The 24707-nt window shown below is 63.6% G+C and carries 19 protein-coding genes and 3 pseudogenes; 15 read left to right on the forward strand and 7 right to left on the reverse strand.

Annotation, left to right across the window (positions count from 1 at the left end):
• Positions 1-340: 340 nt before the first annotated feature.
• Positions 341-943, forward strand: a complete 603-nt coding sequence (locus QM693_RS06910) for a TetR/AcrR family transcriptional regulator (protein ID WP_283335185.1) — start codon at positions 341-343, stop codon at positions 941-943.
• A gap of 67 nt (positions 944-1010) precedes the next feature.
• Here the strand turns inward: QM693_RS06910 and QM693_RS06915 are convergent.
• Positions 1011-1262, reverse strand: a pseudogene (locus QM693_RS06915) (AMP-binding protein); the annotation flags it as partial.
• Positions 1263-1327: 65 nt separating this feature from the next.
• Here QM693_RS06915 and QM693_RS06920 point away from each other — a divergent pair.
• Both QM693_RS06920 and QM693_RS06925 read left to right on the forward strand, forming a co-directional pair.
• A pseudogene (locus QM693_RS06920) lies at positions 1328-1606 on the forward strand (transposase); the annotation flags it as partial.
• A 235-nt stretch (positions 1607-1841) separates the two neighbouring features.
• A complete protein-coding gene (locus tag QM693_RS06925) occupies positions 1842-3047 on the forward strand; it encodes an IS110 family RNA-guided transposase (RefSeq protein WP_283351837.1) in 1206 nt (401 codons plus the stop codon).
• 46 nt (positions 3048-3093) lie between these two features.
• Here the strand turns inward: QM693_RS06925 and QM693_RS06930 are convergent, their stop codons facing one another.
• The 3 genes from QM693_RS06930 to QM693_RS06940 form a co-directional block, all read right to left on the reverse strand.
• Positions 3094-4116, reverse strand: a complete 1023-nt coding sequence (locus QM693_RS06930) for a LacI family DNA-binding transcriptional regulator (RefSeq protein WP_283351838.1) — start codon at positions 4114-4116, stop codon at positions 3094-3096.
• Between the two features lie 358 nt (positions 4117-4474).
• A complete protein-coding gene (locus tag QM693_RS06935) occupies positions 4475-5257 on the reverse strand; it encodes an SDR family oxidoreductase (RefSeq protein ID WP_283335103.1) in 783 nt (260 codons plus the stop codon).
• Positions 5254-6117 carry a sugar phosphate isomerase/epimerase family protein gene (locus QM693_RS06940; protein WP_283335102.1) on the reverse strand — a complete coding sequence of 288 codons (864 nt, stop codon included), beginning with the start codon at positions 6115-6117 and terminating at the stop codon, positions 5254-5256. The genes QM693_RS06935 and QM693_RS06940 overlap by 4 nt, the downstream gene beginning before the upstream one ends.
• 163 nt (positions 6118-6280) lie before the next feature.
• Between QM693_RS06940 and QM693_RS06945 the strand changes: the two genes are divergently transcribed.
• The 3 genes from QM693_RS06945 to QM693_RS37770 all read left to right on the forward strand — a co-directional run bounded on the left by QM693_RS06945 (position 6281) and on the right by QM693_RS37770 (position 9848).
• Complete coding sequence (locus tag QM693_RS06945; protein ID WP_283351839.1) at positions 6281-7633, forward strand: MFS transporter; 1353 nt, start codon at positions 6281-6283, stop codon at positions 7631-7633.
• Positions 7630-9387, forward strand: coding sequence for an FAD-dependent oxidoreductase (locus QM693_RS06950; protein WP_283351840.1), 1758 nt, complete (start codon positions 7630-7632; stop codon positions 9385-9387). The genes QM693_RS06945 and QM693_RS06950 overlap by 4 nt, the downstream gene beginning before the upstream one ends.
• A 164-nt stretch (positions 9388-9551) precedes the next feature.
• Positions 9552-9848, forward strand: coding sequence for a hypothetical protein (locus QM693_RS37770; RefSeq protein ID WP_283351841.1), 297 nt, complete (start codon positions 9552-9554; stop codon positions 9846-9848).
• A 728-nt stretch (positions 9849-10576) separates the two neighbouring features.
• On the opposite strand, the gene QM693_RS37590 is transcribed toward QM693_RS37770, so the two are convergent.
• The 3 genes from QM693_RS37590 to QM693_RS06970 form a co-directional block, all read right to left on the reverse strand.
• The gene (locus QM693_RS37590) at positions 10577-11149 is read right to left on the reverse strand and encodes a DUF3263 domain-containing protein (RefSeq protein WP_349307488.1); all 573 of its coding nucleotides are present in this window, start codon (positions 11147-11149) and stop codon (positions 10577-10579) included.
• A gap of 889 nt (positions 11150-12038) precedes the next feature.
• On the reverse strand, positions 12039-13382 hold the full coding sequence (locus tag QM693_RS06965) for an APC family permease (protein ID WP_283351842.1): 1344 nt from the start codon (positions 13380-13382) through the stop codon (positions 12039-12041).
• Positions 13383-13411: 29 nt separating this feature from the next.
• Positions 13412-14290 carry a carbon-nitrogen hydrolase family protein gene (locus tag QM693_RS06970; RefSeq protein ID WP_283335098.1) on the reverse strand — a complete coding sequence of 293 codons (879 nt, stop codon included), beginning with the start codon at positions 14288-14290 and terminating at the stop codon, positions 13412-13414.
• Between the two features lie 205 nt (positions 14291-14495).
• Between QM693_RS06970 and QM693_RS06975 the strand changes: the two genes are divergently transcribed.
• From QM693_RS06975 to QM693_RS07010, 9 genes and pseudogenes are all read left to right on the forward strand, one after another.
• Positions 14496-15392 carry a LysR family transcriptional regulator gene (locus tag QM693_RS06975; protein ID WP_283335097.1) on the forward strand — a complete coding sequence of 299 codons (897 nt, stop codon included), beginning with the start codon at positions 14496-14498 and terminating at the stop codon, positions 15390-15392.
• Positions 15393-15511: 119 nt separating this feature from the next.
• A complete protein-coding gene (locus QM693_RS06980) occupies positions 15512-17344 on the forward strand; it encodes a serine hydrolase domain-containing protein (RefSeq protein WP_283351843.1) in 1833 nt (610 codons plus the stop codon).
• Between the two features lie 251 nt (positions 17345-17595).
• Positions 17596-17826: a DDE-type integrase/transposase/recombinase gene (locus QM693_RS06985; protein WP_283335095.1), complete on the forward strand. Its 231-nt coding sequence runs from the start codon at positions 17596-17598 to the stop codon at positions 17824-17826.
• Between the two features lie 606 nt (positions 17827-18432).
• Positions 18433-18896 (forward strand): annotated as a pseudogene (locus tag QM693_RS37775) (transposase); the annotation flags it as partial.
• Positions 18897-19097: 201 nt separating this feature from the next.
• Positions 19098-19292, forward strand: a complete 195-nt coding sequence (locus QM693_RS37780; protein ID WP_502942620.1) for a transposase — start codon at positions 19098-19100, stop codon at positions 19290-19292.
• A 122-nt stretch (positions 19293-19414) separates the two neighbouring features.
• Complete coding sequence (locus QM693_RS06995) at positions 19415-19603, forward strand: hypothetical protein (protein WP_283335094.1); 189 nt, start codon at positions 19415-19417, stop codon at positions 19601-19603.
• 72 nt (positions 19604-19675) lie between these two features.
• The gene (locus tag QM693_RS07000) at positions 19676-20890 is read left to right on the forward strand and encodes an oxidoreductase (RefSeq protein WP_283335093.1); all 1215 of its coding nucleotides are present in this window, start codon (positions 19676-19678) and stop codon (positions 20888-20890) included.
• Positions 20891-20937: 47 nt separating this feature from the next.
• Complete coding sequence (locus QM693_RS07005; protein WP_283351844.1) at positions 20938-22674, forward strand: FAD-dependent oxidoreductase; 1737 nt, start codon at positions 20938-20940, stop codon at positions 22672-22674.
• A 154-nt stretch (positions 22675-22828) separates the two neighbouring features.
• Positions 22829-23359: a winged helix-turn-helix transcriptional regulator gene (locus tag QM693_RS07010; protein WP_283335091.1), complete on the forward strand. Its 531-nt coding sequence runs from the start codon at positions 22829-22831 to the stop codon at positions 23357-23359.
• Positions 23360-24707 lie beyond the last annotated feature (1348 nt).

Consider the following 24707-nt stretch of genomic DNA (forward strand, 5'->3'; position numbering starts at 1 on the left):
CCATACATCGCGAAACGAGCGGAGCAGTTGGTCGTCGCCGATGTAGTCAATGTGTAGGTAGGCCAGGTTCAGCGTGGCGAGCTCACCGACCAGGTGCCATGACTGAGCCCGCACGTCCACGCCGCCGAGTGTGAACGGCTGCCAGAGTGGGGAACTGGTCACATGAGGGTTGATCGTTTACGTCGATCGGTCAAGGAAGGTCGCCGCAGACTGGAGTCGAGCATGCTAGGCCATCCACGTCGACGAGGGATGGTGCGCGAGGGCGATGCATCTCCAGACCCGGGTGACTATACTCAGAACCGAGCGTAGTCAAGAATCTAAATCCGAAGGATTCCCCGTCATGTCAGTCACACCCCGGTCGGTCGGTCGTCGCGAGCGGAACAAGCAGCAAAAGCTCGACCGCATCACCGCGGCCGCTCGCGAGCTCTTCACCGAGCACGGGGTCGACGAGGTCACCACTCAGCAGATCGCGGACAAAGCCGACATCGGTACCGGGACGCTGTTCCTCTATGCGAAGACCAAGAGTGAGCTTCTTCTGCTCGTGCAGAACTCCAGTTATGCCGACGCGCTCACCAGAGGCAGGGTGGCCGCTGAGAGCACGACCGACGTGCTCGAGGCGGTGATCGCGATCGTCCGTCCGGTCGTGGAATGTAACCGAACCCAGATCGACAACGGGCGAACCTATTTGCGGGAAATCGTGTTCGGTGACCCTGAGGAACCCCATCATCGTGACGCGCTTGACCTGACCGTGCAGACCGAGGAAGCGATCGCTGCCGTATTGAACCGCGACGAGAGTGTCAGCGCACGCGATGCAGCCACGTTGGCACACATCGTATCCGCGATCATGCTCCTCAGCATGGCGGCCACGACCAACATCGCCAGCACCGTCGACGACATAGTGCAGGACATCGAACACCAGGTTCGTGTCCTCCTCCAGCACTGAAACCTCGTACAGAATTGAATACCTCCGTAACCGCCTTGCACGTTCCGGGGTTACGGTGCTTGGCGCTGGACTCGAGGAATCCGCTGTGTCCTTCGGCGCCCATGGGCAGGGCCGGGGTGCCTTCGAAGCAGAAGTACGCCACGGCGTCGGAATCGGCGAGTTGGTAGGCGATCTCACGGGTCTTCAAGAGAACGTTGAGGGGGACGACGACGGCGCCCGCCTTGAGAGCCCCGTAGTACATGATGGGAAACCACGGGATGTTGGGGCTGCTGAGGGCAATCTTGTCGCCGGGCTGGATGCCTCGTTCGACCAGTAGGGACTGCCCCGGCTCTGGTTGACACCTGACCTGTGAGGGATCGCCCTCACGGTGGAAGGATGATCGACATGCCGAAGCCGTACCCGGAGGAGTTCCGCGGCGACGTCGTCGCCGTGGCCCGCAAACGCGAAGCCCCGCTGGAGCAGATCGCGAAGGATTTCGGGATCTCCGAGACTTGCCTGAAGAACTGGCTGCGCAAGGCCGACATCGAGGACGGCACCCGACCGGGCCTCACACGAGACGAATCCGACGAGCTCCGCGAGGCCCGCAAACGTATCCGGCTGCTCGAACAGGAGGCGGAGGTGATGCGCCGGGCGGTGGCCTACCTATCGAGGGACGTCAACCCGTTACCCTTTTCGTAGTCGGAAACAACCCGCTTCCGACCACTGAACTGGACACCTCGGCATGACTACGTCAACCTGTCGCACAATGATCAATTTTGTGATGTCACCGAGGTGGACAGGCGATGAGTGATCGCTGATAGGGGCCGGACCCGCACATACAGGCCGTCGTAACGTGGATGCCGAGACTCACTCGCCACACCCAGCAGTGCACAACATCTCTTTCTCACGAGAGGATGCGATGACCGTCCCGACACACGAACAAATCGAAGTCTTCCTCGGCGTCGACGTAGGCAAGGGACAACACCACGCCGTCGCCGTATCCCGCAGCGGCACCATTTTATTCGACCGGACACTACCCAACGACGAAACCCGCCTCCGCGAACTCATCGGCACACTCACCCACCACGGCCCGACAATCCTCGTCGTCGATCAACCAGCCACCATCGGCGCACTTGCCGTCGCAGTCGCCCAAGACGTGGGCATCAGCGTCGGCTACCTCCCAGGATTGGCGATGCGACGCATCGCCGACCTCTACCCCGGCGAAGCGAAGACCGACAAGAAAGACGCCGCGATCATCGCCGACGCGGCACGCACACTCCCACACGCGATCCGACACCTGCAGACGACGGACACACAGGTCGCCGAACTGTCGATCCTCAGCGGATTCGACGACGACCTCGCCATGCAGATCACGGCCACCAGCAACCGACTGCACGGCTTGCTCACCCAGATCCATCCCGCACTCGAACGCGCCATCGGCCGGCACATCGCCCACCCTGCCATCCTCGAGCTGCTCGAGCACTACCCAACCCCAGACCGGATCCGCCGGCTCGGACACTCCCGCCTCAGGACACGGCTGAGCAAGAAGGCCCCACGCATGGGAGCAAGACTGGCCGGCGACATCACCACTGCACTCTCCGAACAGAACGTGGTCGTCATCGGAACCAGTGCTGCCGAGACCGTCATTCCTAAACTTGCAGAGCAACTTTCATCACTGCAGCGGCAACGATCAGACGTCGCGGCCAAAGTCGAAGCGCTGGTCGAAGCGCACCCTCTTTACCCGGTCCTGACCTCGATGCCCGGAGTCGGGATCAGGACCACCGCCCGCATCATCACCGAAACCTCCGGCAAGCACTTCGCCACCGCCGGCCACCTCGCCGCCTGCGCCGGCCTCGCACCGGTCACCCGCCGATCCGGGTCCTCGATCCGCGGTGAGCACCGATCGCGACGCGGCAACAAGAAACTCAAACGCGTGCTCTATCTGTCCGCGTTCGCAGCCCTGCAAGACCCCGACTCACGCGACTACTACGACCGCAACCGAGCCCAGGGCAAAAGCTACAACCAAGCCCTCGTCGCACTCGCACGTCGTCGCTGCGACGTCCTCTTCGCAATGCTCCGCGACGGCACCACCTACCAAGCCCACCCGCGACCCTCAGCTGCTTGACGAACAGCATAGGGGCACAAAATCCGGCTACACCGCTTCTGGCTACCTAGCCGGTGGACGCGGAGCGTAGCGGGGCTGGGCCGGTGGTACCCCGGATCTGAAGGCTGACCGGGAAGACTCGCTTGCCGGGTTGTTCCGGTGTGTTGTCGTCGAGTCGTGCGAGGAGGAGCTGGACCGCTTCGGCGGCCATGTCCTCGATGGGCTGGTGGATGGTGGTGAGGTTGATCATTGCCCATCGCGCTTGTGGTGAGTCATCGAAGCCGATCACGGACAGTTCGGCGGGTACGGACACGCCGAGACGCGCGGCCGCGTCCAATGATGCGAACGCCAATTCGTCTGTGACGCAGTAGATCGCTGACGGTGGATGATCCATCGACAGCAGTGATGTCGCCATGTCCACGCCGTGCTCGTGAGTCATGGTTGCCCGGCGGATGTAGTGGTCGGGTAGGGCGATGCCGCGGCGTTGGAGTGCGTGCCGGGCGCCGTCTTCGCGGGCGGCACCATTGGTGCGGTCGCGCGGTACCGACAGGATCGCGATGTCGCGGTGACCGAGGGCGGTCAGGTGCTCGATCACCAGCTCGCCGGCACCTTCGTCGTCGGAGAGGACCACTTCGAGAGAGAGGGTGGGATCGTCGCGGCTCAGGAGCACCACTGGGGTGTTTCGTTCGAGAACTCGGCGCACGGTGCGGGATTTGCGGCGAGCGGATACGAAGATCATCCCGTCCACGGTCGCCGGGTCGAGGACGTCCACGCTGTCGACGCCCTCGGGGACGTCCGGGTCGCGTATGAGGGCCATGCGATAACCACGTTCGCTGAGCCGGTGCTGAATGGCGTCGACGACGGTGGGGTAGAACGGCGAGGTCAGGTCGGCGACCACGACACCGATCGCCCGCGCCCGTCGGGTGACCAGGCTGCGAGCCGCCGAGTTGGGGACGTAACCGAGTTCCCGGGCTGCGGCAAGTACCCGTTTGGTCGTCCGCTCGGCGACGGCGGGGTCTCCTCGCATGACACGGGAGACTGTCGACTGGCTCAGTCCCAGGTAGGCGGCGAGATCGACACTGGTTACCACGTGCGGATCATACCCAACGGTGGGCCGGGTTCGGATGACGTCGCCGCGGGCTCCGAGGCCTGGGCGTGGCGCCGTGTGGTCGGCCTCGAACGACTTCGACGGGTCGTCCTCGCACACACCTCGATTGCTGGTGGGTGTGCCTTCCTCGCGGGTTTCATCGGACAACCCCTCCCTCCTCGGTCCGGGATTGGTGTTGCGGGAGTGGGGGAGATTGGCGGCGGGTGCGCCGCGGTCCGGGATTCCCGGCCGCGGCACGCGCGCGGATCGCCGTCGAAGTATGCGCCGGCAACGGCCGTACCTCCGGTTCGGCCCGGCCGAGCGCGGCGCCGGGGGCCGACCCGGATGCGGCTACCCACTGTCAGGCGGTGTTCCGGCCACCGCTGAGGTCCAGTGTCTGTCCGGTGACGTAGCTGGCCTCGGTCGAGAGCAGCCAGGTCGCCAGGGCAGCGAATTCTGCTGTGCTGCCGACCCGGCCCATGGGAACCCGGGCCAGGAGTGCGGCGTTGCGTTCGGGACTGAGGTCGTCGAGCATCCGGGTGTGCATCATCGAGGGTGCGATCGCGTTGACGGTGACGTTGTGTGTGGCGACCTCCTTGGCGGCGGTTTTGACCAGGGACACCACGGCCGCTTTCGATGCGGAGTAGGCGGCCTGGAAGGGATTACCTTCCCGCGCCGAGATTGAGGACAAGATGGCCACCCGGCCGTAACCCTGCTCGGTCAGCGTGGGAAGTAGTGCGGCGAGGCCGTGGAAGCAGCCGTCCAGGTTGACACTCATGGTCTTCGACCAGCCCTCGAACGGCATGGCCGTGATCGTGGTTTCCGGTCCTTGGATGCCGTGCGCGAAGAGTGCGCCATCGAGGCGTCCATGGGTGGCCAACACACGGGCGAGGGTCTCGTCCCAGGCTGCACGGTCGGTCACGTCGAGAGCCGCGATGTCGCGGCCCGTCCCGTCCCCGTCCCCGACGACGTCGGTGCACACCACCGAGGCGCCTTCGTGGATGAGTCGGTCCACTGCCGCTGATCCGAGGCCACCGGCAGCGCCGGTGACGAGGATGACGCGTCCGGCGAATCGGCCGGGATAGAACGTCGAGGGGTCGGCGGTGGTGACGTGCAGGGAGTCGGTGGTGTCGACTGCGGTCATCGAATCGCTTCCGTTCGTTCGGTGTCGGCGGTGGTGATCAGCTGTTGTGTTGCGGTCATGAGTCTGTGCAAATGTTCTGTGATGCCGTGTGATTCGACGAAGGCGACGTCGGGAACTTCCACGCTGACCGGGACGTCGGGCAGCGCCGCGAGGATCTCGATCAGGGGAAACGCGCCGTCCCCGGGCACCTGACGTTTCGCGCGCGATTCGATCTGGCGGTCGGACCCGTTGGTGTCCTGACCGAGCGGCATCCGCGGTGGCGCCTCCAGGTGTGGGACCGCGGCGGGACCGTCGCACAACTGGATCACCTGCACCGCTCCCGGCGGAGCAGCCGCGAGGTCGCCGACGGTGCCCCCGGCGCGGACGAAGTGCAGGACGTCGAGCATGATCCCGCACCCGGTCTGTTCGGCCACGGCGGCGGCGGCGTGGAAGGTATCGACCTTCTGATACGAGATCGGCTCGATCGAGGCGGTGATACCGAACTCGTGGGCATCGCGCACCAGCGCAGCCAGGGAATCGGTCAGGCGATGGCGGTCGTCGTCACCGCCGATCACGTTGAGTACCCGGGCACCGAGGGCGGCGCCGGCCTCGAGCACCGGCATCCACTCACCGCGATTGCGCATCCCGTCGAGGGTGAACACCTCGACATCGAACACGCTCACACCGGTGTCCTCGAGTCGGGCGAGGGTCTGCGCCGACATCGGGGAGCCCGCGGCCATGGGGTACCGGGTCTCCGACGTGGTGGCGGGATGCACCCGCGTACCGATGGAGGTGAAGCCGCAGTCGGCCGCAGCTTCGACCAACTCGGGAGGGGGTAGATGCAGAGCCGACAGGTGGGCCAGCCCGATGGGTCGTGTCATGAACAGTCCTTTACGCGGTTTTCAAGGGTGGGAGTTGACGGACAGCTGCGCCCTACTTATGCTGTGAATCACAAATTTACTACGTAGTCATTCAAGCACTGCGCCCCCTCGGCCGCAACCGCCCCTTCGGCTCGGGCTTCACTCCTTAGAAAGAACCCCACCCATGACTGTTTCGAATGTTCCAGCCTCGGAACCTTATTCGTCCTCCGGCCGCACCGGACCGGTCGACGGCGAGGCGCCCGCACCGGCACCGACCGGCTCCCGGCGGGCGGCGATGGCCAGCACGGTCGGTGCGATCGTCGACTGGTACGACTTCTTCCTGTACGGGACCGCCGCCGCCCTGGTGTTCGGACCGATGTTCTTCCCCTCCGAGGACCCGACCGTGGGTGTGCTCGCCTCGCTGGGCTCGTTCGCGGTCGGGTTCGTCTTCCGCCCGATCGGTGGGGCGATCTTCGGCCACTTCGGTGACCGGGTCGGCCGCCGGAAGATGCTGGTGATCACCATCTTGATCATGGGTCTGGCCAGCACCGCCATCGGTCTGCTGCCCAGCTACGCCGCCATCGGCATCGCGGCCCCGATCCTGCTGGTCAGCCTGCGCGCGGTGCAAGGCATCGCCGTCGGCGGCGAATGGGGCGGAGCGGCCCTGATGGCGGTGGAGAACGCGCCGAAGAACAAGCGCAACTTCCTCGCCAGCGGGGTACAGATCGGATCGTTCCTCGGCCTACTCCTGGGCACCCTGGCGTTCTCGATCGTCACCAATCTCACCACCGAGGCCCAGTTCGACACCTGGGGCTGGCGTCTGCCGTTCCTGGTCAGCATCCTCTTCGCGCTCGTCGGGCTCTGGATCCGCAGCGGCGTCCCCGAGTCGAAGGTGTTCGCCGAGCTCGAAGAGACGAAGAAGAAGCAGGCCGCACCGCTGCTCGAGGCCCTCAGGACCAGCCCCAAGCAGATCCTCGCGATCATCGGGATGCGCCTGGTCGACCAGAGCACGTTCTACATCGGCTTCACGTTCTCGCTGGTCTACGTCAAGAACTACACCGACACCCCGCCGAGCAGCGTGCTCACCGCATCGATGGTCGCCCTCGTCCTCGCCGTGCCGACCACCTCGCTGTGGGGGCTGCTCGCAGACCGGTTCGGTGCCCGCTGGTTCTACATCGTCGGCCCGCTGTGCGCGGCCGCGGCCGGTGTCCCGTTCTTCTCCGCCCTCGAGAGCGGATCGATGCCGATGATGATTCTCGGGTTCTTCATCCTGATCAACCTCGGACACAACATCTCCGCCTCGGTGCAGCAGACCTGGTTCACCGACATGTTCGACGCCCGCATCCGCTACAGCGGCGCAGGCTTCGGCTACGCCGTCGCCGGGGCCGTGGGCGGCTTCGTGCCCCTGACCGCCACCGCCCTGCTCGGCGACAGCGGAAACTGGACCCCGGTGGCCATCCTGCTCGCCGCCGCGTCCCTCGTGGCGCTTGTGACCGGACTGTGGTCGTACAAGTGGACCGGGCAGGGCCGGCGATGACCGACACCCTCTCGTGCGATCTGCTCGTCATCGGCGCCGGAGCCGGTGGCCTCGCTGCCGCCGTCACCGCCGCCTACCACGGCGCGAAAGTCATCGTCGCCGAAAAGGCCGACGTCTGCGGCGGGGCCACCGCCTGGTCGGGCGGATGGATGTGGGCGCCGCGCAACCCCCTCGCCCGCGCCGACGGCGTCGACGAGGACATCGAATTGCCGCGCACCTACCTGCAACACCGGCTCGGGAAGAACTTCGACGCCGCCAAGGTCGATGCGTTCCTGGCGCAAGCGCCGCGCATGGTCGGGTTCTTCCACGACAAGACCAGGCTGCAGTTCGTACCCGGAACCACCATCGCCGACATCCACGGCGGCACCCCCGGCGCCGGAACCGGACACCGATCGGTGGCACCCCAACCCATCGACGCCTACAAGATCCCCGCCCCGGTTCGGGCGAAGCTGCGCTGGCAACTCTACGAAACCTCATTCCTCGGCATGGGAATCATGGCCGGACCCGACCTCCAGGCGTTTCTGCACGCCACCCGCTCCCCGAAGGCCTTCGGGCACGCCGCACGCCGCGTCACCCGGCACATCATCGACCTGGCCACCGCACGCAAGGGCATGCAACTGGTCAACGGCACCGCCCTGATCGGCCGGCTCCTGGCTTCGGCCGACGAACTCGGCGTCGACGTCCGCGTCTCGTCGCCGGCGCGCACGCTGACCACCGACCACTCCGGGGCGGTGACCGGGGCACAGCTCGACGGCCCCGACGGCACGGTCACCATCCACGCCGCCCGGGGAGTGATCCTCGCGACCGGTGGCTTCCCGAGCAACGTCGAGATGCGCAAAAAGTACTTTCCGCGCACCCCGACCGGGCGTGAACACTGGACCCTGGCGCCCGACACCACCACCGGCGACGGGATCGCGCTCGCCGAATCCGCCGGCGGCCGGCTCGACACCACCCTGGCCTCACCGGTCGCCTACTGCCCGGTGTCGCTGGTGCCGTACCGCAATGGCGGGACGGGGGTGTTCCCGCACATCCTCGACCGCGGAAAGCCCGGTGTCATAGGGGTATTGGCATCAGGCAAGCGGTTCGTCAACGAGGCCGACGGCTACCACGACTACACCACCGCGATGATCGACGCCGTTCCCGACGGGCAGCAAGTGTGCTCCTGGTTGGTCTGCGATCACCGGTTCCAGCGCCTGTATCCGTTGGGCATGTCGAAGCCGCGCCCCATCCCGGTCTGGCCGTACCTGCGCTCGGGTTACCTCAAGACCGGCCGCACCCTCACCGTGCTGGCACAGCAATGCGGCATCGACCCCGCCCAACTCCACACCACGGTCGCATCGTTCAACGACAATGCCCGACGCGGAAAGGACCCCGAATTCCACCGCGGCGAAACGCCGTTCAACCGCGGCTCCGGGGACCCGGACAACCCGTTCCCGAATCCCTCACTCGCCCCACTGGAGAAGGGACCGTTCTACGCCGTCAAGGTCGTACCCGGAAGCTTCGGGACCTTCGCCGGTATCGTCACCGACGCCTCCGCGCGTGTGCTCGACGATTCCGACACCCCGATAGCAGGCCTCTACGCCGTGGGATCCGACCAGGCCAGCGTCATGGGCGGGCACTACCCGTCCGGCGGCATCAACATCGGACCTGCCATGACCTTCGGATACATCGCAGCACGACACGCCACCAGCGCCACGGATTCGGAGGAGGAGTCCGGCAACACCAACGTCCGTGACGCACAACCTGCTGGTTGACACCAATGTCAGCGGTCGGACGACGCCGGCGGACGATTCGAGAACGTCACCGGCGCCGCCCGACCCACCCACCCCGCCGATCCTCGACGACATCACGGCAGTGCTCTGTCGGCACGACCCACCAGCCCGCCGCTTCCGAAGTCCGATCAGACCTGTGAATTCCCATGAACTCTCGTGAGTATCGCCAATGGCGCCAAAGGCGCCGCGCCACCTGGATCGAAGCCAACCGCACACGCAGCCACCCTGATACCGAGGCGGAGCACCTCATCGAGTTCGCCAGGACGTGGGCACCGTACGGGGGCGCTGCCGAGGAGGAAATACTTGTGCACTTCGGCATGACAACATCCCGATTCATCGAGCGATTGTGGCAGGTGATCCCCGAATCGGACTGTGCCCAAACCGAGATACGTAATTTGGCGAACGCATACCCTCACCCACGGACCGGCGACCTGGACCGCTGACCGTCCGACAGGTCGGAACCTGAGTGGAGATCGGGATAGGCAAAGCCGTCGACAGGTGCGACATGTGGAATCGCCACGACAGTCGCATTCTCGACAGCCCCTGACTGTTAAGGGAGGGTTCCAATGGCTGTGCGGCCAACTCAGGGCTTGGTTGTCTCATCCTCATACACACGCGCTGACGAGTTTAAATTTAGTTTAGGTGTGGTCGACACTGGGGTCGGATGGTCTGGGTCAAGCCGGAAAGCGAATCTCCTGCAACTGAATCTTCGGTGCTGCGTCTAGAGGTCCTACATAGAGCACGTTTCCGGGGTCGTCTCCTGCTGATGTCTTCGGAAGCCCACTTCGCACTCGTGGCGAACAGCGCAACCGCGGTGGAGGTGTCGGCGATCGCTGCGGCGAGGGAGATCAGCACTGGCCCGCCGCATCAGACGATCTCCTGGGAAAGGGCGTCGAAGGAATGGAGGGCGGTGTGTTGGAAGGCAGGTACGAGCGCAGGGGTGATTGTCCGGGTGGCGGCTTGGATTGGCGAGGCAGTTAATCCATCGGCGACGGCGGCTGCAACGACTCCCCACCCGTTCAGAGGAAGGACACCGATGGCCATCAGTATCGCCGGGCTCGTCGCGGCGATCAGTATCAGAACCGGACGGATCCGCGGTGGCTGATTCTCGTGTGCGCTTCCCAACTGCGAAACTTGGTCATCGGGGAGGTTGCCTCGCGATAGACCCACATCAATTGTGTTCTTCGAGACTGTCGCAACCGATCTCGTCTATAATCTGCTTCACTCTTGCTTCGAATCGTTTGGTTGACATTCCAAAGTTGACGAAAATATCTTCCTCGGATGGACCCCCGTAGGGGGCCCATCTCCGCGCAAAGGTGAGTATGTCCTCGACTTCTCTACTGCGTTCAGGGAGTTGGGTACGTCGGCGCTCTGCCTCACGTCGTCTATCGCGCCATCGACGGTAACGACGGATCTCCATCTCAACTGGTGTTGTTCGCGCAATTTGTAGATCCGGTGTTTCCCCCTGGCGTCCCCCGGTTTCGGTTGCTGACATGGCATTCTCTGTTTCGAAGTGAAGACCTGTGTCTAGTCGACCAGGTGGCGGGGGGTTAATCGCAGGTTTCGGGGTTCGGATCGACCGAATGTGTTGGTAAGGACGGTGTGTGATGATGCTGTACGGCGAGTGCCGCCAGAACGGATGGGGAGTACACCCGGTCAAGGGTCGCAGCATCGCAGGGGACGACCGGCCGCTGCTGGTGCCGTTGTATCGCGGCCAAAAGTAGTCGTCGGTACTCGGCGACATCGATGCCGAATTCGGACTGGATCGTTCCGGGTGTAGGTTCGCCGATCGGTGCCCAGAAGATCGCGAGATCGAGGACGTCGTCGAGATGAACGCGTGGCGCCATCATGGCCGCTTTCTGGCTTGTTGCCGGAGCCGTTATTGCACCCGTGGGTGGCGTGGTGATGTGCGGTTTGTTGCGCGCGATCTCTGCGTCATCGCCTCGCGGTCATTCTCGTGTGGAGCGCGACCGGATTTTGAGGATGATCAACTCGGAATCGTTCGCGTCGCTGAGTGTGCCGAGAAGAGTGAATGGCTGACTATCTGCCAGGGGCGCCTCGTGCGCGAGTGTTTGTGCATATCAATCCTGAGGGTCTGGGATCGTGAGCTGCTTCGCGGAGTGTCGAATGTAGTGCGGGCCAGTGCTGTTAGTTCGAGCGAGAGTGGTTCCGCCTGCTCGGCAGCTACCGATGGGCGACTCTGTCGTGTCGGATCTTTGGGCTGCGACCGATTCGCCGGCGAGATGGCCCGGATTGGTACTTAGGAACTGTGCGGTGACATCAGGGTCGACGATATGCGCGGTGCTCCATCGTTCGGTTGCGTACGTTTGTGCCGCAACCGCAAGAAGCGATCCTGCATTCGGCACGCGGCGGCGCAGGACGATCGACATGACTGTGATGACGGCATGGATCAGAAGGAATAGCACTGTGAACGGTCCTGCTGGTCGGAGATTAACGATATTTCGGTAATAGTGTGTCGTTGCGCGTGATTCGCACCGTGCTGGCGCGGCCCGTGGCACGACCGGGCACGTCAGGACCGCTGTTCCTGCTCCACGACCCAGCGTAGGGCGCGCCTCACCCGGCCGGTGACGGCGTCGCGATACCGCACGACGCCGCCGGGCGAGGAAGGGGAACTACGCGGTGGCTCTGTCGGTGGCCACGGTGTCGTCGTCGAAGGTCATTTCCGGTGCGGGTCGGCGGAAGCCCTTGGTCAGAACGGCCAGATAGACAACGCCGATCGCCAACCATACGCCGCCGATTTGGAGAGCGACGTCACCGAGCCTCGTGAGCAGATAGACGGAGACGGCGCCGCCGATGACCGGCATCACCAGGTACGAGAAGAGGTTGAGGGTGCGACCGTGTCTGTGCTCTCGGACCAGGTGGGCGATCACGCAGACGTTGACCACGGCGAAGCCGAGGAAAGCGCCGAAGTTGATGAACGAGGTGGCTGTGGTCAGGTCGAGTTTCATGGCGATGACACCGGCGGCCGCGGTCAACAGCAGGTTGTTGACCGGGGTGCCGGTCTTCGCCGACAGCCTGCCGAAGACGGCCTTGGGCAGTACGCCGTCGCGTCCCATGACGTACATGAGGCGGGCGGCGGACGCCTGCAGGGCGATGCAGGAGGCAATGGATCCGGCGATGGTGACGAAGTTGATGATCTCGGCGTACGTCTCGCCACCGACCTGGACCTTCAGATGGTAGGCGGCAGCGTCGACGTCGGCGAAAATCGCACCCGGGTGGACGAGTTGCATCACGAAGGACAGCACGAAGAAGATCGCGCCGGCGGCGATGACGCACCCGACGATGCCTCTGCCGATCGTCCTCGCCCCGCCCCTGGCCTCCTCGCCCAGCGTGGAGAGGGCGTCGAAGCCGAGGAAGGAGTACGCGGCGATGGCGGCGGCCGCAGTGACCGCGCCGATCGAAGTGCCGGAGTTCCACAGGGCGTCCGTGGCGGGCGCGGAGGAGCCGTGTTTGCCGAGGAAGACGACACACAGGGTGGCGAAGAGGACCAGCGACCCCAGAGCGATGAACATCAGGACCTTGTTGACGCGGTCCGCGAGTTTCATGCCGAAGACGTTGATGGCGGTGGTGATGCCCACCGAGACGATCAGCCAGACCCACTTGGGTATGCCAGGGAACTGGGCGTTGAAGTAGATCGCCGTGATCAGCCAGCCGACCATCGGAATGAAGAAGTAGTCGAGCAGCATCGCCCAGCCGGACAGGAAACCGATGCGGCTGTCGAGCATCTTGCGGGCGTAGGTGTAGACCGACCCGGAACCGGGCACCGCGCGCGCCATCTTCGCGTAACTCAGCCCGGTGAGCACCATCGCGAGGGTGGCGACGGCGAACGCCGTCGGGGCCACGCCGCCGCTGGTGGCGGCGACCACGCCGAAGATCGTGACGACGATGCCGGGGGAGATGTAGGCCAGGCCGAACAGGATGACGGAGAAGAGGCTCAGGTCGCCTTTCAGTCTCATGGTGTTCCCAGTTGTCTCTGTCTCGCTGTTCATCGTGGGGGCTCCTCGGTGGTGCGGGCGGCGGTCCAGGTGGCGGGGTCGATACGGCCCCCGTACAGCGGGAGTTCGAGGGGCGCGTCACCGGGGCGGAACTGGTCCCAGACGCGGTTGAGGCCAGCGGTGCCGTAGCGCCGGACGTTGCTGACCTCGTCGAGGTCGATCACGTCGGTGAGGGTGGAGTCGCCGGCATCGACGGTTTCGGCGCGCACCGTGCCCTGTGGATCGACGACGAGGCTGCGGCCGATCCCGGACGGGGCGGCGGAGTTGACGCTGGCGACGAAGACCTGGTTGGTGATGGCGTTGGCGCGGCTGAGGACGACTTCCTGCGCGCGGTCGTTCGTCGGGGTGCGGACCACGTTGACGATCAACTCTGCGCCCATCCAGGCCAGATGGCGGGAGACCTCCGGGAACCAGGTGTCGTAGCAGATGGACAGTCCGATACGGCCGACCCCGGCGAGGTCGACGACCTCGAACCGGTTGCCGGGTGCGGTCGTCTCGTAGGGGCGCCACGGGCAGATCTTGCGGTACGCGGCGAGGCGCTCGCCCTGCGGCGAGTAGACGGCTGCCGTGTTGTGGACGCGACCGTCGGCGCCGCGTTCGTAGACGCTGCCGGGTACCAGCCAGATGCCCAGGTCGCCCGCGAGTTCGGCGAGGGCAGCGTCCCGTTTGCCGTCGAGCGGCTCGGCGGCCTTCTCCGGCGCGGCCGGAACGCCTGGGGCGCTCTCGCCGAGGTGTAGCTCGGGGTAGACGACGAGGGCGCCTGGTGCGCGCAGCTTCACGCGCCGCTCCACGTCGGAGATGAAGCCGGCGAGGTCGTCGGCCGGGCGGCCAGGCGCCTGGGCGAGGATCAGGGGCAGGGGGCGGGCCATGCGGGGAACACCAGCCAATCGAAGGTAGGGCTCTGGAGGGAGCAGTTGATGGTGGTTCAGGCGCCGGGGGCGGTGGGCCGGGCGGCCGAGGTGAGACAAGCGTGGGCCCCGTCACATATAATTTCAAATACTTTCTAGGGCTGACTTGCATGCCTTTGAGGCATGCAAGGTCATGTCTCCTCCGTCTTCCGAGAGGCCACTACCAATGGAACTACGGGTGCTGCGCTACTTCCTGACCATCGTGGAGACCGGTTCCGTCACCAAGGCCGCCGAGGAGGTCCGCGTCGCCCAGCCCTCGCTGTCGCGCCAACTGCGCGGCCTGGAGGCGTCGTTGGGCATGACGCTCTTCGACCGCGGCGGCAAACAGCTGATCCTGACCGCCGCCGGCCGGCGCTTCCTTCCGTTGGCCCGAGATCTGGTCGCCCGAGCGGACGCCGCCGAGGCCGCAGTCGGAGCACTTGCTTCCGGTCGCGCCATGCGGATCACCGTGGCGGCGCCGCCCACCACCATCACGGACGTGATCGCACCGTTCCTGTCCACCTGGGGACCGGAGGATCCGCTCGTCACGGTGCAGGCGGAGAGCCCGGCCCGTGCGTACCAGGCCCTGGGGAGGGGCGCCGACGTAGCCATTTCCACGGCGCCTCCGAGGCGCCGTTTCGCCGGGCTGCCCGTGGCGCGGCTACCGCTGTGGGCCTATGTGCGGGCCGACCACGCCTGGGCGAACCGGGACGGCGTCACGATCGGGGAACTCGCCGCGGCGCCCCTCATCGTCCTCACCCCGGCGCACGGCACCCGACGCGTCCTGGACCATGCCGTGCAGGACGCAGACGCCTCGTACGACATCGTGCTCGAATGCGACACTCCGCACGTCGCCCAGGCCATGGCGGCGTCAGGCCACGGAATTGCGGTGGTCTCCGACGATCCCCGCTTCGACCTGCACCCGCTGCTCATCCTCGACGGCGCGGGCGAGCCGCTGCAGATCCATCTGCACGCCGCGTGGGACCCCAGCCACTATGCGCTGCGCAGCATCGAGACCTTCGCCACGGGGCTGTCACGCTTCTGCGTCGAGCAGTACGGGCCTCAGGTCACCGCCCGCAGATGAGCTGGACGTATACCTGGCGGGCAGCCTGATCAGACCGGACAGGCATTGGACGGCGGCCCCGGCGGGCCCCAGGATGCGGCGATATCCGTATCTGCTGCCGGCCCCAGAGGACACACACCATGCCAAGACCGTTCTATGCCCGACGGCTGAGCCGTGCCATCGTCGTTACCGTCGCACTCGCGGCGGCGTGCACCGTCTCGCCAACGACGATCGCAGCGCCCGCCGAAGCCGTGCCCGTACCGGGCGATCCGCTCACCGGAAGCGGGGCGGTGAACCGGACCGAACTCACCGCCGGCCAACTCACCGAGGGCGCCGCCACGGACACGGTCCCCGACAGCGCCTTCGCACTGCCCGCCCAGGCAGCACCACCCACCCACAGCTTCGAAGGCACCCTCACCCTCAACGGTCTCTCCGCCACCGGCGGCTTCCGCGTACTGAAAGACCCGTACGGATACGGAGATACAGCGGCCACCCGGCACCTGCCACCGGTCGACATCGCCCTCGTGCAGAATGGCAGCCACCTCGTCCCGGCCAAGCGCGGGTTGCAGTACACGGGGAACCAGGCGTGGAACCTGGCGGTGGGCCCCGGCCGCGCGTGGAACGAGGACGGCGACGGCGAACGCACCCGCGCCTCACTGCCGTTCGCGCTCGTCGAACGCAACGCGAACTGCGTGCACAACGGCACCCTGATGTTCCTCTTCGACGCCACATCGGTCTCCGAAATCCGCTACCAAATCACCACGGAGACCTGCGTATACTTCCAGCTCGACATGTGGGGCCAGGTACCGGCCGACTACCGGCCCGGCCCCGTCGCCGGCGCCGAGAACCTGCGCGACGCGTACGCCTCCGAGGTCGGGGACCGGCTCCCGACCAAACCCATCTCGGCGCTGGCCACCGACTACCCGGACAGTGGGGTGGACGTAACGAAGTTCAGCGCCGGCATCACGCCGTCCGCGCTGAGCACCTTCGGCTTCTACTTCGGCGGAGTGCACTATGTGGGCAACTGCCGGACCCGGCAAGGGGAGTACCCGTTCTGCGGCCAGATGCTGTTGCCTTCGTACTCGACCGCGAAGTCGGCGTTCGCGGGAACAGCCATGCTGCGGCTGGCGAAGCGCTACGGCCCTGCCGTGGCCCAGGAGAGGCTCTCCGACCGAATCCCCGAGACCGCCGGCAACACCGCCTGGAGCGGCGTCACCCTCGACCAGACTCTCGACATGGCCACCGGGAACTACATCTCGCACGGCTACGAGACCGACGAAGCGGGCCCCACCATGGCGGACTTCTTCGCAGCCGAGCCCTACGCCGACAAGATGCGACTCGCCCTGTCCTTCCCGCGTAAGGCCGGCCCCGGCAGCCAGTGGGTCTACCACACCTCGGACACCTTCCTCGCCACCCGCGCGATGAACAACTACCTGCAGGACAAGGCCGGTTCGGACGCCGACATCTTCGACATGCTCCGTGACGACGTGCTCGAACCCGTCGGCGTCGGGCCCGACTCGCTCGTCTCCTCCCGCACCGACAACAGCCCCGGCGGAGCAGCCTTCGGCGGGTACGGCATGTTCTGGACGCAGGACTCCGTCGCCCGGTTCGCCAAGTTCCTCAACAACGACCACGGCGCCGTCAACGGCACGCAGATACTCGACCCGGCACTGCTCACGGCTACCATGCAACGCGACCCGGAGGACCGGGGCATGACCACCACCGGCGCCAAGCCCATGAAGTACCAGAACGGCTTCTGGGGCCAGGAGTTCACCTCCGCCGACAACCCCGCCTACACCAGCCCCTTCTACGTACCGTTCATGTCGGGGTACGGCGGCATCACGGTCGCGATGATGCCGAACGGCGCCACCTACTACTACTTCAGCGACAACAACGAGTTCAGTTGGAGCGCCGCCGTCGCCGAGGCCGCCAAGCTCGCGCCCATGCCCGGCGCGGCAGTTGGTGCGAGATAGACCCAGCGAACGTACCCTTATCGGCATGGGATGCGCTTCGCCTGACTATGACCGTTGACGGGGGTGCCCCACCCGAACCCCTTCCAGGTTCGATCGGAGACTTCATCCAACGCCGCGCTTGTGGTCGGCCCCACCGCCGACGACGACGAGGTCGTCGCGCAGGTCTGACCTGCGGTGAAGGTGAAATGTATCTGTGTGCGATTAAGGATGAGCATTCGAAGAAGGTTCTGGGGTGAGCGGTGGCGGATCACATGCGCACCGAACTGGTCCTCGAAGCGCTGAACATGGCTGTCGACGAACGTGGCGGAGACGTCGCAGGCGCAATCATGCGCTCGGACAGGGGAAGTCAATATACCGCCGAGATCATGAAGCAGGCGTGCGCACGGTACGGGTTGCGGCGTTCGCTGGGCGCGACCGGCATCAGGTCATGCTCGAAGCGCCTGGCGTTGCGCCGGTGTGGTGGACGCGGGTTGCTCCGCTGATCGTGGAGACGATGACCGCGCGCTGCGCCGAGTGGGTTCGCTGGTTCAATGCGGACCGGTTGCATTCGTCGAACGATCGGGTCTGGTGCGGGTTGGTTCGACATCCCTCCACTGCGTGGATGCTTCCCCGCCGTGGAGGGATGTCCTCACACTGGAGGCGTTCTCGATACGAGAAGTTTCGCAGCGACGTCATCGCCCTCGCACGCAAGGGGGACTGCAGCTGCGCCAGATTGCGACCTCGGTTTCAGCGAGGATTATTTGTGCGGATGGTTGAAAGCGCGACGACGGCATCAAGACAGGTGGCGCCTCGACCTCGAACTCAGGCGAGTCCCCGAACTGAAAGAAGCCGCCAACCGATCAAACCGCGGTTGCGTTCATGAAGATGGTGTACCGACCGGATTCGGATCTGACCGGCGTGTCCTAGCCCAATAAAGGCGGCCATCGCGTGACTCTTCGAGAGACCGACCAAAGTCACTCGATGAAGGACCACGCGATGACCACTGCCCACGATATCGACCTGCACCAGTTCCTGACCGACCGCCGCACCGACGCCAGCCCCGACCTGCTGCGCAGCCTGCTATCCACGTTCATCGACGCGCTAAACTAATGGGTGCCGAGGCCAGCAGCCTGTGCGGTGCCGATTTCGGTGAACGCTCCGACGACCGCACCAACAGCCGGAATGGCTACCGGCACCGCGACTTCGACACCCGTGCCGGCTAACTCGACGTCGCGATCCCCAAGCTGCGCTCCGTTCGTAATTCCCGGACTGGTTGCTGCAGCGCCGCAAAACGCGCCGAGAAGGCCCTGACCTCGGTGGTGGCCCCCTGTTACCTGCTCGGCGTCTCCACTCGCCGGATGGAGAAGCTCGTCGATTCCCTTGGCATCACCAGCCTGTCCAAGGCGCAGGTGTCCGTGATGGCGAAGGACCTCGACGCCCAGGTCGAGGCGTTCCGCAGCCGACCGTTGGATGCAGGCCCGTACCCGTTCGTCGCAGCCGACGCCCTGGTCCTGAAGGTCCGCGAGAACGGTCGGGTGGTGAACGTGCACGCCTGGTGGCGGTCGGGGTAAACGCCGAGGGCTACCGCGAGATCTTGGGGATCGAGGTGACCTCCGCCGAGGACGGTGCCCGGTTGGTTGGCGTTCTTCCGGTCGCTGGTCGCCCGCGGGCTGTCCGGAGTGCGGTTGGTGACCTTCCCGAAGCAGATCTGGCGTCAGACCTGGTCGAACAATCCCCAGGAACGGCTCACAAGGAGATCCGGCGCAGAACCGACGTGGTCGGGATCTTCCCCAATCGCACCACCCTGATTCGGCTTGTCGGCGCGGTACTCGCCGAGCAGCATGACGAGTGGATCGAAGGCCGCCGCTATCTCAGCCTCGACGTGCTGGCCCGCTCCCGCGGTGTCCACCCCGACGGCACCGCCACCGAACCCACGCAGGAGGTGACTCAAGCGGCGCTGACCGCATAACCACCCAGACGAGGAATCACGCGACGATGTCGTACACCACCTCACGGGACTTGACCCAAACCGCTGCGAGAATTTGAGGGCACAAGTCGCGCAGTCGCCGATCTCTCAGTAGGACGATCCGAATGAGCGCGAATCACTACCTAAGCATCGTTGATGATCTGTACTCAAATCAGATCGTCGAATACTCGATCGACTCGCGCGATGTTGCCGAACCTCATGGTGCGATCGACCGTCTGCGGACCTCTTTGATCACGCTGCCGAACGAAACCGACCGCTCGGCACACTGCGTGGCGTTAGTAGGCACCAAATAGTTCCTAATTGTCACCCAACTGTGACGGACTTAACGTCTTCGGTGACTCGATTTCCAACCGTAAGGCGGTCAGATGCAGACGAACTATGCCGAAGAAGCTGTGTTGAAAGATACAGACGATCTACTGTTTTCGCCTCTTCGAATCAATACCATGACGGTCCGTAACAGGTTTCTTCTTCCTGCCATGCAGCGTGGCTCGCGGGGTTACAAGCCAACTGTGGGCATGGCGGATACGCTGCGCTCGACCGCTGAACGGGGCCCGGGAATAATCATTTCCGAGGGGGCCGCACCAGACCATCCGGCGGGGTACTGGCAGCCGGCGTTCAGCATTCTCGGCCGTGACACCATCAAGGAATGGGGACATGTCGTCCGTGAGGTCCTCAGTACCGGCGACGTAGTCTTGTTGATGCAGCTGTGGCATCCAGGTGCCCTGCGACTGGTTGTCGACGGTATTGAGAATCCACATCCGGACCATCCTGCATGGAGCCCATCAGGGTTGATCCAGGAGGGCCGTACCAACGGTGTTGCAATGTCGAAGCAGGACCTTGAGGATACCAAAAATGCATATGTCGAGAGTTCTCTTATCGCCCAGCGGCTCGGCGCACACGGGATTGAGTTGCATTGCGCTCATGGCTACCTGTTGGATCTATTTTTGTGGCATGAAACGAATAGGCGAACCGATGAATACGGCGGTGAAACCCTAGCCGACCGCGCCGCATATCCTGCTGAAATAGTTTCGGCAATCCGTGCTGCGACGGGCCCTCAATTCATAATTTCAGTGCGTTTCTCGCAGTGGAAGGAGGTGGATTACGGAGCCAAAATCGCGGCGCATCCTGACGAACTGGGCCCGTTTCTGGAACGTTTGCAGCAAGCGGGAGCCGACGTCTTTCATGTGTCGGCTCGCAGATTCGACGCTGTCGCCTGGCCGGAACTCGACTCTAGACGGAGTGTCGCTTCCTGGGTGAAGACAATGACAGATCGCCCGGTCATGACGATCGGCAGCGTCGGGTTGTCCACCGATCTCGCGAGTGATGTCTTCGACAACCAAGACCCCGTACTGCAGGTGGAGGATGACATCATCCGTGTACGGCGCGGTTTGGAGGCCGGCGACTTCGACATGATCGGGGTTGGTAGGGCGCAGATTTCGAATCCGGACTTCGTCGAGCGCGTACGCAGGGCCGACTATTCGAATTTACGAGACTTTCGAAAATATCGCGATTTGGCCGAAGCATACGAAAGCTACTCGCATGAGGGGCAACTCGTGGACCAGTCGCGGAAGAAGGATTAATCGATGAGCCTAATATGTGAATATTTTCAAACCCTAGGAGTTTTATTGTGACAACCGGGACGCCGAAGTACTGGTGGATGGAAGGGCTTTTCAATCCCCCGCCCCGACCTACTGGTTTCTCGACAACTGATCGAGATGAGTTCGATGTAATCATTGTCGGTGCCGGAATGGCGGGAATGTGTGCTGCAATTTTGGCTCACGATCGTGGTGCCGAGGTCCTTCTATTGGAGGCATCAGATGAAGTCGGCGGTACAGCTTACAAGTCCGGCGGGGCGATGTGGATTCCAGACAACTCACTTATGCACGTCTTAGGAATTCGCGACGATCGCGATAGCGTCTTGCGCTACGTTGTCCAGGTCGCGCATCCCGACCAGTACGACGCCGATGCCGAATACTACGGCGCAGAAGAGTGGCAGTGGGAAACAATAGGCGCGTTTTACGATAACGCCGCGAAAGCGATTGATGCGCTGGTTGCGGCAGGTGCCTTCCGGGTCACCACCTGGCCATCCTTTACGGAACGGTACCCAGCCATTGTCAGCTATCACCCGGAATTGGATAACTCTATTCAAGGATTTTTACGGCATCTAGGACCAGCGCGAGAGGACGGCTCCGCTGCACCTGGAGCAGATTTGGTCGATCAACTGGGGGTAGCCGTTAGAAGCCGGGGTATCGAGGTGCGCACAGATCATCGTGTGCAGCGGCTGCTGCAAGATGAAACTGGTGCAGCCGTCGGAGTTGGGGGGACGTGGGGTGATCCCATCTACGCGAGACGAGGGGTGGTTTTCGCTAGCGGTGGCTTTGCACATAACGCGGATTTGATCGATGAATACTGGCGCGGGCCGCTTTACAGCAGTTGCGCAGTTGCCACCGCACAGGGTGATTTCATCCCTATCGCGCACGAGGCCGGAGCTGAACTCGCTCACATGCAGAATGGCTGGCTGTACGAGGACATCTTGGAAAAGGCTGCCATGAATCGCGTGAACGAGGATAAAGGTATTCCCGTTCCGCCCGGAGACAGCATGATTTATGTCGATCGCAATGGTAACAGGGTCGTCAACGAGAAGCTTGTGTACCAGGACCGAAACCGCGTCATATGGGACCGCGACAAGAACGGCGACTATCCGAACAGGGTTCTATTTATGGTTTACGACGATTACGTCGCCCACGACACCAAGCCGACCCTGTTCTGGGATACGTTTCGCACCCCTAAACCTTACATTATCGAAGGTCAGACATGGGAGGAGATCACCGAGCGCATCGAGGCGCGCTTGAAGAGTCTCACCTCTGTCATCGGTGATTTCGAATTGTCACCTGGCTTCGCCGAGCAACTGGGGCAGACGGTCGACAGATTCAACGGCTTCGCCCGCGCGGGTGTCGACGAAGATTTCCACCGTTGCGAGAACATGTCCGAATACGACTGGCATGGCATCCCGAGGCCAGGTAACGAAAAAAATCCGGGAATGTTTCCGTTCGCCGAGACCGGGCCATATTACTGCGTGCTGATCTGCGGGATGGTGCTGGACACCAACGGAGGGCCCAAGACGAATTCGAACAGCCAAGTCCTGCGTTCGGACGGGTCCGTCATTCCAGGGTTGTATGGGGCCGGAAACTGTGTTGCATCAATAGCCGGTGATGGCTACTTATCTTTAGGGAGCACACTCGGACCCGCCGCCACATTTGCGTACCTCGCCGCCGAAAGTGTAGTGCAGGAGGCACCGCGCGATACTGAAGCTACTCGTGCGCGGTACACTGCAGATACGTTGACGACCAGCCAAAACAGCTAGATATTCACTCGAATTCAGCAGCTACGGTCAGCGTTGCGTGTTAGCATGAATCGATACTGACACGCAACGTTGGCCCATAGTTCCGCCAATCGAGACAGTCTCGAGCGGGACCAAAATCGCCCGAGAGGTCGCGTCGGTCTAAAGGGAGTAACCTATGGGCGCGGATTATGAATCGCACCGTCTTTCCGCAGTGGATCGGATGATGACAAGGATTCGTGAACTTCTCCAACAAGCACCTGCGGTAACTGACGAATCCGAGGAAATATTCGGATTCGTAGCGGCGCTGCTTGTCGAATTTTCTTGGAATCGCAGTGCGCCGGTTGTGGGCATCGTAGGACACGTTGGCAATTACTGGAGAAACTGGCTCTTAGTCATATTACGTGTCGGACCATTGCGTCCGTCGATGATTCAGCGGCTACTGGACACAATGGACCCGTCACACCCGTTGTCGCAGAAAATACTTACGCACAATCTTCGGATGCTCGAACGCGATGGACTACTAAGCCGGACCGTGGTCGCCGACGCGCGGAAGCACGTGGTGTATGACCTCACGCCACTAGGTCGGAGTCTGTCCGACCTAGTGATGAACCTGATCGAGTGGGGATATGCGCGATCAGACCAAATCAATTGCGCACGTGCAGAATACGATGCATCTAACCACGGTGGCGGCGCAGGCGAAGTGTGAGCTTCATCCAGACCGGCCTCCACGGGTTATCCGCATCTGGTTCTCGGCGAGTAGACCATCGAGGCGCCGGGTATCGGCAATCATGTCGCGACGCATCAACGCCGCATAGCGGGCGTAGAAACCCTGCACGACCCTTCGAGAGTTCCTGCGACGCACGCCACAACGACCAGGGCTCCAACTAGGGGATCCCTTCAGTTACAGTCCGTGCGTGAGGCGTTATCGCTGGCTGTGGAAGGCGTGTGTGGTCGCGAGCGCCGTTGCAGTCCCTCGGGTGTTTTGTTGGGAGACGCTTACGACAACGCTGTCCTCGGTGCGACGGTCACCGTCCTGCTAGGTGCTGCGGTGTTCTTTGGAGTGGTTACTATTCGGGGCGGCATGCACAGCTCCGTCGACGAGGAATCGCCCCAGTGGTGCTCGTGCGGACCCGAATCGTAAGGGCCATTCCTGAAGTAGGCGTGTGACGGAGCAGACAGTCAAAGCTTTATCCTAAATGGTCGCTGTGGCGGCTCGCCGCGGATAGGCCGGCCGCGCACCGATTCCGGGCTCACCGTGGTTGGTGCGGAGGCCCCGCCGTTCGCCTGCCGCAGCCTTGGGCGACTGGCGGCAGTGAGATCTCACCAGCGGTGCGTCACGGTTCAGCAGGTGGGGTCTCTTGCTGTCAGCCATCGATTGGTTCGGAGATCGGCACCGGCCCGAGGCAGCCCCGGATAGCGCATTTATACAGGTCGGTCTCCCTGAGTAGACCTTCGAGGCTGGCGTAGATGTCTTGCCGCACGTCACACGGTCCGTATCGATTGGATCCACTCGCCTCCCATGACCCAATCCCGAGCTGAACACGGCGCGGTGCCCCCACCTGCGAGATCGAATCGCGGTGGCGGTTACCCGGAGATCCGTATCAGGATTTGAATGGCATGGAGCCGCAGAATCCCATGCTTGCGGGCATAGCACGGCACGTTGCCTTGGCCGTAGGTTGTGCGGAAAGGCTCCGCTGCGTCGTGAGTTCGGAGAGTTCGAGGAGGCTGATCGGTCAAGGAGACGGTCATTTCTCTGAGCGCATATGCCTCGCACGGAGCGGATAGCTGTTCGGGGTGTCTGCCCCACATACGCTATGCAAATGTCCTCCTATGCGAGGCGAGGTGCAGATACCAACGCGACGACGGTGTCGGGCACATCCACGATCGGATGCCGATGGGCGTGGACCCGGGAAACTGGCCCTCTGGCTCGACCTAACCAACACCGACGTCGACTACGCCTAGCCCGCTCCGTGATGGCGCCCGGCACCCGGAAGCCTTGGCCACCTGACCGGTGTCCAAGACCGTCAACAACGTCCGGATCGATGGCAAAGACC

It is taken from the genome of Rhodococcus sp. IEGM 1305 (genome assembly GCF_030058635.1).
GTDB classification, from domain to species: domain Bacteria; phylum Actinomycetota; class Actinomycetes; order Mycobacteriales; family Mycobacteriaceae; genus Rhodococcus_F; species Rhodococcus_F opacus_D.

What these genes read in the sequence shown, in the direction of transcription:
- QM693_RS06940 (WP_283335102.1), bottom strand. Translation starts at nt 6,117, where the DNA reads ATGACACGACCCATCGGGCTGGCCCACCTGTCGGCTCTGCATCTACCC.
- QM693_RS07010 (WP_283335091.1), top strand. Translation starts at nt 22,829, where the DNA reads ATGGGCGCGGATTATGAATCGCACCGTCTTTCCGCAGTGGATCGGATG.
- QM693_RS06925 (WP_283351837.1), top strand. Translation starts at nt 1,842, where the DNA reads ATGACCGTCCCGACACACGAACAAATCGAAGTCTTCCTCGGCGTCGAC.
- QM693_RS06910 (WP_283335185.1), top strand. Translation starts at nt 341, where the DNA reads ATGTCAGTCACACCCCGGTCGGTCGGTCGTCGCGAGCGGAACAAGCAG.
- QM693_RS06945 (WP_283351839.1), top strand. Translation starts at nt 6,281, where the DNA reads ATGACTGTTTCGAATGTTCCAGCCTCGGAACCTTATTCGTCCTCCGGC.
- QM693_RS06985 (WP_283335095.1), top strand. Translation starts at nt 17,596, where the DNA reads ATGCGCACCGAACTGGTCCTCGAAGCGCTGAACATGGCTGTCGACGAA.
- QM693_RS06970 (WP_283335098.1), bottom strand. Translation starts at nt 14,290, where the DNA reads ATGGCCCGCCCCCTGCCCCTGATCCTCGCCCAGGCGCCTGGCCGCCCG.
- QM693_RS06995 (WP_283335094.1), top strand. Translation starts at nt 19,415, where the DNA reads ATGAGCGCGAATCACTACCTAAGCATCGTTGATGATCTGTACTCAAAT.
- QM693_RS06950 (WP_283351840.1), top strand. Translation starts at nt 7,630, where the DNA reads ATGACCGACACCCTCTCGTGCGATCTGCTCGTCATCGGCGCCGGAGCC.
- QM693_RS07000 (WP_283335093.1), top strand. Translation starts at nt 19,676, where the DNA reads ATGCAGACGAACTATGCCGAAGAAGCTGTGTTGAAAGATACAGACGAT.
- QM693_RS06935 (WP_283335103.1), bottom strand. Translation starts at nt 5,257, where the DNA reads ATGACCGCAGTCGACACCACCGACTCCCTGCACGTCACCACCGCCGAC.
- QM693_RS06975 (WP_283335097.1), top strand. Translation starts at nt 14,496, where the DNA reads ATGGAACTACGGGTGCTGCGCTACTTCCTGACCATCGTGGAGACCGGT.
- QM693_RS06980 (WP_283351843.1), top strand. Translation starts at nt 15,512, where the DNA reads ATGCCAAGACCGTTCTATGCCCGACGGCTGAGCCGTGCCATCGTCGTT.
- QM693_RS37590 (WP_349307488.1), bottom strand. Translation starts at nt 11,149, where the DNA reads ATGTCGCCGAGTACCGACGACTACTTTTGGCCGCGATACAACGGCACC.
- QM693_RS37770 (WP_283351841.1), top strand. Translation starts at nt 9,552, where the DNA reads ATGAACTCTCGTGAGTATCGCCAATGGCGCCAAAGGCGCCGCGCCACC.
- QM693_RS06965 (WP_283351842.1), bottom strand. Translation starts at nt 13,382, where the DNA reads ATGAGACTGAAAGGCGACCTGAGCCTCTTCTCCGTCATCCTGTTCGGC.